The sequence below is a fragment of the Nocardioides plantarum genome, from assembly GCF_006346395.1.
Classification (GTDB): Bacteria; Actinomycetota; Actinomycetes; order Propionibacteriales; family Nocardioidaceae; genus Nocardioides; species Nocardioides plantarum.
Window position 1 is genome coordinate 160,088 of record NZ_VDMS01000001.1, and the last position, 13,051, is coordinate 173,138.

Sequence of the window (13,051 nt, forward strand, 5' to 3'; positions counted from 1 at the left end):
GCTATACGACCTCCACCACCGTGAGGTGCTCCTCCGAGCGATCCGTCGTCACAGCGGGCCGCCCCCAGCATTATCCGCGTCGTCGAGCGCCGCACCGAGCACGTCGTCGGGGTCGCTCTCGTCGTGCAGCGTCCAGGAGCCCGGATCAATGTCGTACTTCTCGCTGAGGAATCGGAGCCGGTACACGTCGCGGGCCGTGCGGTAGGTGCTGTCGGCCATCTGAGCCGACAACCCCGCGTTGATGAGCACACCCGCGATGGGCACGGCCTGCCCGAGTTTCTGCTTGGTCAGGCGTTCACCCAGCGCATCGAAAGTGCGACGGATGATCTGCACCAAGACACTCTGATTGAGTTCTGCCCAGGTCGCCTGGCGCATCATCTGATTGGCGAGACGCCGCAGGCTCGCCAAGGCCGCGACCTTCTCTGCCGCCGTTCCTGCCGTGCCGAGAGAGATGATGCCCAAGGCGAACGCTTCCTCGTCGGGCAACCTGACGTCGTAGCCGTACTCGGCTGCAACTCGTCCGATCACCCGCCCCATGATTGCCATCGACGCCACGACGTCTGCAGCGATCGCGCCTGCGGCGACTCCAGCCGTCGCTCCTGCGCTCACGGTCGTGGCTACCTCGGCCCCCGTGACGGCCAGCGCGCTGCCGCCGCCCTCGATCAAAGCGGCGCCGGTGTAGGCGGTGCGCAGTCGGGGGAATGACCGGTCGATCTCCTCCAGATCGAGCGCGAGCAACCCACGTCGATCGGAGAACCCACGCCGGCTCAACGGCTTGCCTGCATTGACACTACGGAGCGCGGGATCGAATGTCACTGCTTTCAAGCCGCGCATGGCTTTGAAGACCGACTCCTCCAGGTTTTCGTGGAGCGGCAAGGTCTTCCAGACCTGCACCGTCAGCCGACCTACTGGCTTGGTGACCGGTGCGGCGAACTTGCGCATTAGTCCGTCCCGGCGGGTGTTAAGTCGTTCTACCGCAGAAGTCCACGTCTTCTGTTCGTACGCCGACAGCTTGGTGAAGTCGGCGAGCCTAGAAGGGAGGTTGGTCATCTCAGGTTTTGACTCTCGGTTCGCCGGGGCCGGTAAGCCATCGACGAATCGCATGGGTCTCGAGACTCACCGTGACCGATCTGGACGCGGCCACTCGAGGTGTCTACCTCAGTAGGTAAAGAACCGCACCCCGTTCGCTGGATCTGTTCGCGCGGCACGCCTGACCCGGATCAAACCGGCACGCTATGAACGACCGAGCCTTAGCGTCACCCTTGCCGTGCAGAGATTCTCAGGCAGGCTCACATGCGCAGCTCATTGCCGAAGCGACAACGGGGCCTGTTGCGTCGTCGTCGCACTCCGGCTCAGAGCGGTTCAGGATGACTGATTCGATGCTGACAGGACTCAGTTGCCACGAGTTCGCCGACCTGCCGGCCATGTGACACGACCGGCAGGATCCCTGAGGCGCGCCCTATGTGCGGGCTATGGCTTTCGAGCGTCTTGTCAATGCGGAGGCGCTCGTGCCTGAGTTCGTGACGCGCCATCGGGCTGCTCCGACTCGACCAACCCAGTGCTGGGCAGGTGCGCTCGGGGGGTTCAAGGGTCGACGCAGTCGCGACCGCGCGGGCCAACTTCAAGGCGACCTACGCCCTCGAAACACCCCCCCGTGCAACCGGCATGCGACCGTACTTTGCGATCTCGCAACCCGTTGCGACGGCAGTCGTATGGTCCCGGTCGTGGATGGTGATGAGGCGGTGCTAAGGAGTACTAATGCATCCGCTCCCGTTCGGTCCCGCGCTGACGGCCCGCGAACGCGCGAAGTCTGGGAACCCGTGGGGAACATCGCCGCCATAACTCTTGGTGTTCCCAATAGTTCCCCGGCGACACCGTCGATTCTTTAAAACACCCTCTGACCTGCGGAAACGGGGTGGGCGATACTGGGTTCGAACCAGTGACCTCTTCGGTGTGAACGAAGCGCGCTACCACTGCGCCAATCGCCCCGGTGTGCGGTCATGGACTCTAACGCATGGTCGCGGGGACGTCGTAGTCGGTCACCGAACGGTAACGATCCACGGAAATCTTTCCGGTTGACGCAACCGAACGACCTGAAGATGCGTCCATAGGTGCGAGAGACGTCGCGTTCTCTCGTCCCCCACCGGTCTCGGACACCAGGAACCCCCCATGCCTCAGCCGCTTGCTCCCGCGGTCACCGCCGACATCGCCCTGCACTGCGACGACGAGCACGGACGACCGATGGCGTTCATCGCCACGTTCTCCTACGACGTCACCGATCCGTACGCCGTCAGGGTCACCTTCCACGTGCCGTCCGGGGAGATCCCGTGGGTGATGGCGCGCAGCCTGCTTGCCCGCGGTCTGGGCGAGCCTGCCGGCGACGGCGACATCCGGCTGTCCCCCGGCCTCGACGAGAACGGTCTCGCGGTCGTCCGGGTGGACTTCCACTCCCCCGAGGGTCGGTTGCAGGTCGAGGTGCGTAGTGGTGACCTGCTGGCGTTCCTCGGGCGTACGTGGCTTGCGGTGCTACCTGGTGAGGAGACCGTTGACGTCGACGGGTTCCTGGCCGAGCTGCTGGCCTGACGGGGTCTCGACAGGCTCGACCACCGACGGGGTGGGCTGGGTGGGCCGGCTGCGGGGGTCTCGACTCGATCGGCGCTGGGGCGCCTCTCGGCTCGACCACCGATGGGGGTGTGGCCTGACGGGGTCTCGACAGGCTCGACCACCGACGGGGTGGGCTGACGGGGTCTCGACAAGCTCGACCACCGAGGGTGGGGTGGCCTCGGGACGACCACCGTGGTGTGTGGGGCTACTGGCCGAGCAGCTCCGGCTCGCGCTCGCGCCAAGCCGCTGCGGCGCCCAGCGTCACCGGACCCACGTCGAGCACCCGCTCGCCCCACCGCACGACCGGCTGGACATCGCGGGTCGTCGAGACGAGGAAGACCTCGTCGGCGGCCTCGGCGACCGCGATCGGCTCGTCGACCTCGATCCCGCCGTACCAGTCGAGCAGGAGGCGCCGGGTGACCCCCGCCAGGCACCCAGAAGCGAGCGTGGGCGTGCGCAGCTCCCCGTCGACGACGTAGAAGACGTTGGAACCGGTTCCCTCGCACAGGTGGCCGGCCAGGTTGGCGAAGACCGCCTCGGTCGCCCCCTGGCGCTTGGCCTCGGCCAGCGCGACCACGTTCTCGGCGTACGACGTCGTCTTGAGCCCCGCGAGGGCCCCGCGCTCGTTGCGTGGCCACGGCACCGTCACCACGCTCGTGGTCGGCTCGCCCGACCCCATGGGCGCGGCGACCACGACCACCGTCATCGGGTGGTCGCCCCGCCCGGACCCGAGCGGCGCCGGTCCCCCGGTCAGCGTGATCCGGATCCGTCCGAGCTCGAGGTCCTGGCCGTCGAGGACGGCCGCGATGCCGGCGCGCAGGTGCGCCTCGTCGACCTCGCCGAGACCGAGCCCGTCGGCCGACCGCGCGAGCCGCGCCAGGTGCAGCCCCAGCGCGAACGGCTGGCCGTCGACGACCTTGATCGCCTCGAACACCCCGTCGCCGACGGTCAGGCCGTGGTCGATGACGCTCACCGCCGGGGCGGTGGGGTCGTCCAGCAGGGCTCCGTCGATCCAGGCGCGCATGGCCGCACTCTAGGCATCAGGCGCGTGACGACACGACGACAGGCATACCGGTTTTGGTCGACCCCGAGGCATCGGGTACGGTTCTCACGCACTCAAGGACAGCCAAGGCAAGGGCGGCTGACACCAGGTTGCAGGCGGACATAGCTCAGTTGGTAGAGCGCAACCTTGCCAAGGTTGAGGTCGCGAGTTCGAGTCTCGTTGTCCGCTCGGAGAGGTCAGTGTCACGGCCGGACCTCCTGTCAGTAGCACGGTGGGTTGGCCGAGAGGCGAGGCAACGGACTGCAAATCCGTGTACACGGGTTCAAATCCCGTACCCACCTCCACACGACAACTCAACAGCACCACCACGGACGATTGGCGCAGCGGTAGCGCGCTTCCCTGACACGGAAGAGGTCACTGGTTCAATCCCAGTATCGTCCACCAGCTCTTCACCCCTGGTCCTCTCTCGGCGTCGTACGCCGGTCGACCGGGACCGCTCGTCAGCCGATCTCGTCGGCGACCGCGACGATGTCCGCCGCCACGTCCCGCAGCTTGCGCTCGGTCGACGACGACAGGCGCATGAGGAACTGGAAGGCGGCCTCGCTGTTGATGCCGTACTCCTTCATCGTCAGGCCCACCGCCTGACCGATCGTCGAGCGGCTCTCGATGGCCCGGTACAGGTTCTCGACCTGGCGGGCGTGACTGATGGCGAGCGTCGCGTGGGTGGCCAGGAGCGGAGCGAGCTCGCGGGTGTGGTCGCCGATGCGGTCGCTCGAGGTCGAGTAGAGGTTGAGACCACCCACGGTGCGATCGCCGAGGCGCAGCGTCAGCGCGAGCTGTGACCGCAGGCCGAGCCGGACCGCCCGCACCAGGTAGTCGTGCCAGCGGGGATCGTGCCGGGCGTTCTCCAGCTCCACGACTGCGGTCCGGGGGTCGAGCAGGGCGTCGACGCACGGCCCCTGACGCAGCTCGTACTGGATGCTGTCGAGCTGCAGCGCGACGTCGTCGCTGGCCGACGACGTCGACCACTTCTCGTCCTCGGCGACCAGGGTGACCGCGGCGTGGTCGATGGCCGGCAGGGCGTCGAGAGCAGTTTGGACGACGACACGAAGGGTGTCGTCGAGGCTGAGGGCCGAGCTCAGCTTGGCCGCAGCAGCGGTCAGCACCTCGACATGAGGGTAGGAAGGCACCGCGGGGCTCCTGAGGAAATCCTCCGAGCCCTACGTGAGGCGCAGATAAAGCGAACCAGGCCGCTGTATGACCCGGGGGTCCTACGGTAACCCGCTGTCCTGCATTCTCCGTACTCGCTCTCCGTCCGCTGGTTATGCTGGATTAGTTCACGGGTCAGACCACGGCTCATGGGTGGACGTGCACAAGGAACGATCGTGACATCGGAGTCCCTCCGCGACGGTTCGGCAACTACCCGCCTCCTGGGCTTCGAGAACCTCGAGAACCACCCCCGGCCTTGCTCGGCAGGGGTCCCGTGACGTCGTCGACCGAGCGGCTGGTCGGGGTGCTCAGCGAGTTCGCTCGGACCCTGCTGACCGACTACCCGGTCCAGGACCTGCTCGAGGAGCTGATCCGTCACGCCGTCGACCTGCTGCCCATCGACGCCGCCGGGGTCAGCCTGATCTCGCAGCGGACCCGACCGCGGATGGTCGCCAGCAGGGGCCCGGCCGCTGCCGAGTTCGAGCAGCTGCAGACCGACCTCGACGAGGGACCCTGCATCGCGGCGTACTCGAGCGAGCACCCGATCCTGGTGCCGGACCTGGCCGTCGAGACGCCGTTCCCACGGTTCGCCAAGCACGCCCGAGAGGCCGGGCTCGCGGCCGTGTTCGCCTTCCCGCTGCGCAGCGCGGACCGCCGGGTCGGGGCTCTCGACCTGTACCGGACCAGCGCGGGAGATCTGGACCCCCAGGATCTCGCGGTCGCCCAGACCCTTGCGGACGTGGCCACGGTCTACGTGCTCAACGCCGAGGACCGCATCGCCCGCACCGAGTTCGTCTCCAGCGTCAGTCACGAGCTGCGAACCCCGATGACCAGCATCGGCGGCTACACCGAGCTCCTCAGCGACGAGACGGCCGGAGCCCTCAGCCCACGGCAGCGACAGTTCGTCGAGGCCATCGAGCGCAACACTCGCCGGGCTGCAGCACTGGCCAGCGACCTCCTCGTCGTGGCCACGCTCGAGTCACGGGCGCCGCGACCCCACGTCAGCCTGGACCTCGTCGCGGTCGCGCACGAGGCCCACGATGCTCTGGAGGCGAGCATCGCGGAGCGAGACGTGTCGGTCGAGTTCGACATCGCTGCCGAACCGCTCCTCGTCGAGGGGCGAGCCGAGGACCTCGAACGAGTGGTGGTCAACCTCGTAGGCAACGCCTTGAAGTTCACCCCGGACGGCGGACACGTCCGTTGCTCGGTGAGCCGAACTGCGGAGTCGGAGGGCCAGGGACTCGGCAGCTTCGCGCGGATCGAGGTGAGCGACGACGGCGTGGGCATCCCCGAGGACGAGCAACCCCAGCTGTTCACGCGCTTCTTCCGGTCCTCGACCGCCGAGACCCACCAGATCCAGGGAACCGGACTCGGCCTGCACATCGTGGCCACCATCGTGCGCGAGCACCACGGACGGATCGGCGTACGGTCCCAGCACCAGCAGGGCTCGACCTTCACCGTCGACCTCCCGACCGCCGACTGACCCTCAGAGCAGCCCGAGCCCCACCGCATGCCGTCGTACGGCGTCGGTGTCGGCCGCCAGCACGAACGGCACGTCCTCGTCCCAGGTGCCGGAGACCTTCTCGACCCGCCCGTCACCCGGGTCGAGCCGCACCTCGCGGATGTAGATCGCGAGGATCCGCCCGGGGTTGGCGCGGGCGATGGCGGCGTAGATCTCGGGGTCCTTCTCGCCGGAGTCGCCGAGGAGCACGAACCGCAGCCGGGGGTGGAGGTCGAGGATCTCCTGGATGCGGCCGTGCTTCGGCTCGCGACCGGCAGCCGAGCCGAGCAGGTCGCGCAGCAGGACCGGGCCCCGCGGGAAGCCGCGGTGGCGGATGAAGGCCAGCAGGAAGGCGTGCAGGTTCCAGGGGCTGGAGGAGACGTAGAAGACCGGGTTGGCGTCGGCGGCGAGGTCGACGTAGAGCTCGGCGGCACCCGGGAAGGGCGTCCGGGTCAGGGCGGAGCCGGTGAGGGTCTGCAGGACCATCCGCCCGACGCGCTGCACGCCGGTCTCGAGGATGGTGTCGTCGATGTCGGAGATGACGCCGTACGTCGCGTCGGGCCCCGGCACCGACACGTCGAGCGGCGTGGTCAGCGGATCGGTGAAGCCGCGGTAGGGCCCGGCGAGCTCGACGGTGCCGATGGTCCACGGCGCGGTGAGCCGGTCAGGGTGGGGCTGCAGGCGGACCTGGAAGTAGCCGTCGGCATCGGTGGCGGTCTCGACGGTCGTGCCCGCGACGTTGATCCGCAGGGGCACCCCGGGCAGGTCATCGGTGACGAACTGCCGCACGCTGCGCCGTACGGCGGCGCCGACACCCTCACCCTCGACGGCCTCCGAGGGCGCGGGGTCGTCGAGGACCCGTCCGCGCACGACGACCCCGGCGTCGCTGCCGTGACCCAGGTAGGGCTCGATGCGCAGGTGGGCCGGCGGGCGCGGCCCGGCCCGGCGGAGGCGGGCCGCGTCCCAGGCGTGCTCGAGGCGCAGCAGCAACCCGGCGGCACCCATGACGTCACCCTAGGCACCCGCACCTTCGAGACCTGCGCCGCTGCTCGGATCGACCCACCTCCCGGCGGGGCTGCGCGAAACTTGTGTGAACCTTGAGGGAATCTTGACGATTTGCTTCACCAATCGTGAAATTTAGTCAAGTATCAGGGGCAACCCCACCGATCGGACCCCGATGCGCCCCCTCCCCCGCCCCGTCCGCAGCCTCGCGACGTTCGCCGCGATGGTCGTGGCCGCGTCGCTCCTGGTCGCTGCGTCGGCCGGCCCGCGCGGCGCCCCGGCCGACGCCGCGTCGCCCCCGAGCAGGAGCACGTGGGTGCCGGTGCGCTCGGCCGGGATCCTCACGCTCGACTGGGGTGACATCGACGCCACCGCCGACGCGTGGCGCGGCAACTACCTGGTGCTCGAACCGTGGGAGGGCGCCCGGATCCCGGCGCTGAAGGCGAAGAACCCGCGCCTGAAGGTCCTGATGTACAACAACGTCGCCTCGGTCCGCAAGGACTCCCACGAGTCGGGGATCTACTCCACGGGCCTGTCCTACCGCGAGGCCCAGGCCGGCGGCTGGCTGCTGTCCGACGCCGCCGGACGCACCCTGCAGTGGTCGGACTGGTCCGACCTCTACCCCACCGACGTCGGCGCCACCGCCTACCAGGACCGCTGGGCGAGCAACGTGCTCGGCGAGCTGCGCAGCGCCGCCTGGGACGGGGTGATGATGGACGACACCCTCACCTCCCTCAGCCACACCACCGTCGGCGACCGGGTCTCCACCCAGATTCCGACCGACCAGGCGATGTACGCCGCCACCGAGAGGTTCCTGGCCCGGGTCGCGACCCGGGTCAGGTCCAGCGGGTTCCTGGCCGTCCCCAACCTCACCGTGCAGTGGAACACCTGGCACGCCGTGGTGACCGACTGGACGCGCTACGTCTCCGGCTGGGAGAACGAGTACTTCGTCAAGTGGGGCCTGGACCGCGCGGGCGCCCGGTTCGCCGGGGCCGACTGGACCTGGAAGGCCGACCTGGCCTCCTGGCTGGCCGCCCGCGACGTGCCGCTGCTCGCGGTCACCTACAGCAACCGCAGCGACCTGGCCGCGCAGATCTACCACCGGGCGACCTGGCTGATGACCTGGAACGGCCGCACCGGGTCCAGCGTCTTCGTGCCGTCCGAGTCCGACGTCAACCACTGGACGGCGGCCTCGACGGTCGAGATCGGCACCCCCACCCAGGTGCGTCGCCTCGTGGGTACGACGGGGGTCTGGCGGCGCGCCTACACGCGCGGCACCGCGCTGGTGAACCCCACCGCGACCTCGGCCGTCGTCCAGGTCACGGCGGGCAGCCGCACCCTCGGCGGCACGCCCGTCACCCGCGTCCGGGTCCCCGCCCGGTCCGGGATGATCCTGCGCCACGGCTGACGTCGCCCCCGGGCCCCGGTACGGTCTGCCGGTGGCTCGACGTCGACGCAATCGGCACACCCCGAACCCGCCGAAGACCCCCGAGCGGAAGCCGCCCCCGCCCCTGGTCGTCGTCGGCCTCGTCGTGGCGGTCCTGGTCGGCCTCGTCGCGGTCGTCCTCGGGGCGCGCCTGCTGGCGCGGCAGGTCGCGGCGGTCGTGTTCCTGTGGGCCGACGGCGACTACGCGCGGGTCGTGGCCTTCCTGCTCGTCGTGTGGGCGCTCGGACCGTTCCTGGTGCTCGCGGCCCTGCGCCTGCGCGAGCGCCACGGACGGGTGGCCGCGGCGCCGGCCTGGGTGGTGGTGGGAGCCCTCGGGCTGATGCTCCTCGGGTTCATCCCGGGCAAGCACAACAACGGCAGCCTCCAGCGCGAGCTGACCTCGGCCGCGGGCGCACCGCCCCTCAGCGACACCGGCGACGTCTTCGTCGCGACCGCGCTGGCCGCCCTGGTCTGCCTGCTGGTGGTCGCGACGACGGTCTTCGGGTGGGTCTTCGGGTCCGCGTCGCGCCGGCCCGCGGCCTCCCGGCTGTACGCCGGTGCCGCGGCGTACGTCGTCGCGTGGGTCGCCGCGGGCGCCATCGTGGTCTCGATCGTCGGCGACTCGCCCGCGCGGATCACCTGGCTCGAGACCACCGCGGACGTGCTGGCCGGGGGCGACGACGGCATCACCGGGGAGTTCCAGGTCGGGCTCGACGCCTCGGTGCTCGACGTCGTCGACTGCGACACCGCGCGCGACCGGCTCCGGGTCGACGGCCGCGAGCCCGAGCTCGACGGGTGCCGCCGGGCGCTCCTGGTGGCCGGGGTCGGTCGCTACGACCGCGACGGCACCCGCACCAGCTCGGGTCGGCTCGTGGCCGTCGTGGTGCAGGTGCGCACCGAGGGTCAGCTCGACGACCTCGACGCCGCGCTCGACGACGTCACGATCCAGGCGGGCGGCGGGCTGCCCGAGCCGCGCGGCGACGTACTCGCGACGAAGGCCGACGCCGCGCTGGCGCTGGTCATCGCTGCCGAGGACCCCGGCGACCTCCCGCTGCCGGAGGCGGGGTCCGGGCGGCGTCCGCTGACCCGGGCGCTGGCCTACGTCATGATCGGGACGGCGACCGGGTTCTACCTGGCGCCGCCGGAGGAGACGCCTGCGGTGCCGTGATCGGTAGTGGGCGTCGCGGGGTGGGTGGGGTAGGTCGGCTGCGGGGTCTCGAGGCTCGGCGCTAGCGCGCCTCGCACCTCGACCGACGTGGGGCCGGGCGCCTCGCACCTCGACCGACGTGGGGCCGGGCGCCTCGCACCTCGACCGACGTGGGTCAGGCGGTGTCGCGGAGGCTCTCGTGGCGTAGGACGACGAGCGAGGCCGCGATCGTGACGGCGACGGCGGCGGCCGTCATCCCGATCATCGCGCTGCTCTTGACCAGCACGAAGGTCGGGACCGACAGCGACTCGAGCAGCCAGAAGCCGACGGCGGCCTTGAGCAGGCAGACCCCGCCCCACATCCCGGTCAGGCGCGCGAAGAGGCGACGGATGCGGGGGTGGGCGGCCAGGTCGGCGCTCATCGGGTAGAAGTCGGCGGCCAGGCGGGCGACCAGGGGGCGCGCCGCGGCCAGCGAGGCCAGGAAGACCAGCGCCACGATGGCGTCGCTGACCACCGGCTGCAGGAAGTAGACGTAGGTGTTGCCGGTCGAGAGCGTGAAGATCGTACGGATGGTCAGCACGGTCGAGGTCAGGACCAGCAGCCCCGACATCGGCAGGTGGGTGAGCCGACGCCAGGCGATGGCGCCGTACGACCAGGCGAGGGCGGTCAGGATCGCCGGGGTCAGGCCGAAGAACTGGAACGTCGCGTAGAACAGCACGGCCGGCACGGCGACGGCGACCAGCAGGCTCAGGGCCAGGCGGCGCATGACGGCACCGAGGGCGGCGGTGTGTCGGCACGGGGTGGTGGCAGGAACCGGCGGGGCGATCTCGAGCGAGGTCATCGGGCCTTTCTGCGTCCGCTGGTCCACGGTCGGCTGGTGGTGCGTCACTGGCGCACGCCCGGGGACGTGGACTCAGCCTGTCGGCTGGTCATGACCGTACGGGGGTTTCCTGAGGATTGGTCATCACCGCGGGGTGAGACCGGGGGTGAGGGCCTCCTCGACCGACGCGGACGGGGTGGGTTTACCTTTCCGCCATGGGAAAGCCGGAGGCGGACGTGGCCGTGGAGCAGCACGGCAAGAAGGCGACCGCGGCGCTGACCCTGGGCGCGCTCGGCATCGTGTTCGGCGACATCGGGACGAGCCCGATCTACACGATGCAGACCGTGTTCAACCCCGAGGACCCACACCCGGTGTCGGTGACGACCGACCACGTCTACGGCATCGCCTCGCTGATCTTCTGGTCGGTGACGCTGCTGGTGACGATCAAGTACGTGCTGATCGTGCTGCGCGCCGACAACCAGGGCGAGGGCGGCATCCTGTCGCTGATGACGCTGCTGACCCGGCGCGACGCGCCCGGGTCGAAGCGCACCAAGGTCGTGCTCGCCGCCCTCGGCATCTTCGGGGCGTCGCTGTTCTTCGGCGACAGCATGATCACCCCGGCGATCTCGGTGCTGTCGGCGGTCGAGGGCGTCGAGCTGGTGCAGCCGTCGTTCGAGCCGTACGTCGTCCCGGTCACCGCGGTGATCATCGTGGCGCTCTTCGCCGGGCAGCGCTTCGGCACCGCCAAGGTCGGACGGCTGTTCGGCCCGGTGATGGTGGTGTGGTTCTCCACGATCGGGTTCTTCGGGCTGCTCGGCATCATCGGCGACCCCGAGGTGCTCAAGGGCCTCTCCCCGACGTACGCGCTGCACTTCCTGGTCACCGACTTCGGCACCGCGTTCTTCGCGCTGGCGGCCTGCGTGCTGGCCATCACCGGCGCCGAGGCGCTGTACGCCGACCTCGGCCACTTCGGGCGCCCCGCGATCGCGCGGGCGTGGCTGTTCGGCGCGTTCCCGGCGTGCATCCTCAGCTACCTCGGCCAGGCCGCGCTGATCCTGGAGGACAACGACAACTCGCGGGCGCCGTTCTTCCTGCTGGTGCCCGACTGGCTGCTCGTGCCGCTGGTGCTGCTGGCCACCGCCGCCACCGTGATCGCCTCTCAGGCCGTCATCACCGGTGCGTTCTCGGTGTCGCGCCAGGCCGTGCAGCTCGGCTACCTGCCGCGACTGCGGATGCTCTACACCTCCGAGGAGACCTCGGGGCAGATCTACGTGCCGTGGATCAACTGGGTGCTGATGATCGCCGTGCTGGTGCTGGTGTTCAGCTTCCGGAGCTCGGCGTCGCTGGCCTACGCGTTCGGCATGGCCGTGACCGGCACGATCGCGCTCAGCTCGGTGCTGCTGGCCTACCTGGCCTGGAAGCACTGGAAGCTGCCGCTGCCGCTGGTCGTGGTCGGTGCGGTGCTCTTCTTGTCGATCGAGCTGCTGTTCTTCGCCGCCAACCTCACCAAGCTCGAGAGCGGTGCCTGGCTGCCGCTGCTCATCGCCACCGCCGTCTTCACCGTGCTGATGACCTGGCAGGCCGGTCGCGCCCAGGTGACCCGGCGCCGCAACACCCACGAGGGACAGCTGCGCGACTTCGTCGACCAGCTCCACGACGGCCACCCCGTGCTCACCCGCACCCCCGGCACCGCGGTGTTCCTCAACCGCGACATGGACACCACGCCCCTGGCGATGCGCGCCAACGTCGAGCACAACCGGGTGCTCCACGAGCACGTGGTGATCCTGTCCGTCGAGACCGTGCTCGTGCCCGTCGTCCACGAGGACCAGCGGATCACCGTCGACGACCTCGGCTGGACCGACGACGGCATCGTCTACGTGCTGGCCCGCTACGGCTACACCGAGGTGCCCGACGTGCCCGCGATCCTCGAGCGGGCCCGCGGGATGACCAAGGAGCTCTCCGTGGGACCCGAGGACACGACGTACTTCGTGTCCACGATCGAGCTGCGCGCCGGCGACGAGCCCGGCATGTCGAAGTGGCGCAAGCGGCTGTTCGTCGCCACCGCCGGCATCTCCGCCGACGCCGTCGGCTACTTCAACCTGCCGCGCGACCGCACCGTGATCATGGGGTCCCAGATCGACGTGTGACCCGGACCGACGTACGACGACGTAGGGCGCAGCGTCACCCCTTCGAGCGGGCACGATCCTTCCCACGGGTGAGGTCGCAGATGGATCTGCAGAGGCATGCTCAGCGCATGAAGACGACTCCTACCACAGGCCGGCCCCGATGATCCGCCGCTACCTGGCCGGTCTGATCTACGGCACCGGGGACCTGCTCGG

The 13,051-nt window shown here is 69.7% G+C and carries 10 protein-coding genes and 4 tRNA genes; 8 read left to right on the top strand and 6 right to left on the bottom strand.

Annotation, left to right across the window (positions count from 1 at the left end; all coding sequences use genetic code 11):
* Positions 1-48: 48 nt before the first annotated feature.
* Entirely contained in the window at positions 49-1,050 is a 1,002-nt protein-coding gene (locus FJQ56_RS00750; protein ID WP_170215215.1) for an EcsC family protein, read from the bottom strand.
* Between the two features lie 866 nt (positions 1,051-1,916).
* Positions 1,917-1,988: transfer RNA gene (locus tag FJQ56_RS00755), tRNA-Val, on the bottom strand.
* 181 nt (positions 1,989-2,169) lie between these two features.
* Here FJQ56_RS00755 and FJQ56_RS00760 point away from each other — a divergent pair.
* Positions 2,170-2,583: an SsgA family sporulation/cell division regulator gene (locus FJQ56_RS00760; RefSeq protein WP_140007311.1), complete on the top strand. Its 414-nt coding sequence runs from the start codon at positions 2,170-2,172 to the stop codon at positions 2,581-2,583.
* Between the two features lie 226 nt (positions 2,584-2,809).
* Here the strand turns inward: FJQ56_RS00760 and FJQ56_RS00765 are convergent, their stop codons facing one another.
* The gene (locus FJQ56_RS00765; protein WP_140007312.1) at positions 2,810-3,628 is read right to left on the bottom strand and encodes an aminotransferase class IV; all 819 of its coding nucleotides are present in this window, start codon (positions 3,626-3,628) and stop codon (positions 2,810-2,812) included.
* Positions 3,629-3,762: 134 nt separating this feature from the next.
* On the opposite strand from FJQ56_RS00765, the gene FJQ56_RS00770 reads away from it, so the two are divergent.
* From FJQ56_RS00770 to FJQ56_RS00780, 3 genes are all read left to right on the top strand, one after another.
* A tRNA-Gly gene (locus tag FJQ56_RS00770) sits at positions 3,763-3,835 on the top strand.
* A gap of 42 nt (positions 3,836-3,877) precedes the next feature.
* Positions 3,878-3,951: transfer RNA gene (locus FJQ56_RS00775), tRNA-Cys, on the top strand.
* A gap of 25 nt (positions 3,952-3,976) precedes the next feature.
* Positions 3,977-4,051: transfer RNA gene (locus FJQ56_RS00780), tRNA-Val, on the top strand.
* Positions 4,052-4,107: 56 nt separating this feature from the next.
* Here FJQ56_RS00780 and FJQ56_RS00785 read toward each other — a convergent pair.
* Positions 4,108-4,797, bottom strand: a complete 690-nt coding sequence (locus tag FJQ56_RS00785; RefSeq protein WP_140007313.1) for a GAF and ANTAR domain-containing protein — start codon at positions 4,795-4,797, stop codon at positions 4,108-4,110.
* A gap of 293 nt (positions 4,798-5,090) precedes the next feature.
* On the opposite strand from FJQ56_RS00785, the gene FJQ56_RS00790 reads away from it, so the two are divergent.
* Positions 5,091-6,299, top strand: coding sequence for an ATP-binding protein (locus tag FJQ56_RS00790; protein WP_140007314.1), 1,209 nt, complete (start codon positions 5,091-5,093; stop codon positions 6,297-6,299).
* 3 nt (positions 6,300-6,302) lie between these two features.
* Here the strand turns inward: FJQ56_RS00790 and FJQ56_RS00795 are convergent, their stop codons facing one another.
* Positions 6,303-7,322 (bottom strand): App1 family protein phosphatidate phosphatase, encoded by a 1,020-nt coding sequence (locus FJQ56_RS00795; protein WP_140007315.1) that lies wholly within the window; start codon positions 7,320-7,322, stop codon positions 6,303-6,305.
* 172 nt (positions 7,323-7,494) lie between these two features.
* Here FJQ56_RS00795 and FJQ56_RS00800 point away from each other — a divergent pair, with 172 nt between their 5' ends.
* Together FJQ56_RS00800 and FJQ56_RS00805 are read left to right on the top strand one after the other, a co-directional pair.
* Positions 7,495-8,727, top strand: a complete 1,233-nt coding sequence (locus FJQ56_RS00800; protein ID WP_140007316.1) for a putative glycoside hydrolase — start codon at positions 7,495-7,497, stop codon at positions 8,725-8,727.
* A 31-nt stretch (positions 8,728-8,758) separates the two neighbouring features.
* A complete protein-coding gene (locus tag FJQ56_RS00805) occupies positions 8,759-9,913 on the top strand; it encodes a hypothetical protein (RefSeq protein ID WP_140007317.1) in 1,155 nt (384 codons plus the stop codon).
* Between the two features lie 154 nt (positions 9,914-10,067).
* Here FJQ56_RS00805 and FJQ56_RS00810 read toward each other — a convergent pair whose 3' ends face one another.
* The gene (locus FJQ56_RS00810) at positions 10,068-10,733 is read right to left on the bottom strand and encodes a VC0807 family protein (RefSeq protein WP_140007318.1); all 666 of its coding nucleotides are present in this window, start codon (positions 10,731-10,733) and stop codon (positions 10,068-10,070) included.
* A 194-nt stretch (positions 10,734-10,927) separates the two neighbouring features.
* On the opposite strand from FJQ56_RS00810, the gene FJQ56_RS00815 reads away from it, so the two are divergent.
* Positions 10,928-12,859, top strand: coding sequence for a potassium transporter Kup (locus FJQ56_RS00815; protein WP_140007319.1), 1,932 nt, complete (start codon positions 10,928-10,930; stop codon positions 12,857-12,859).
* Positions 12,860-13,051: the final 192 nt, after the last annotated feature.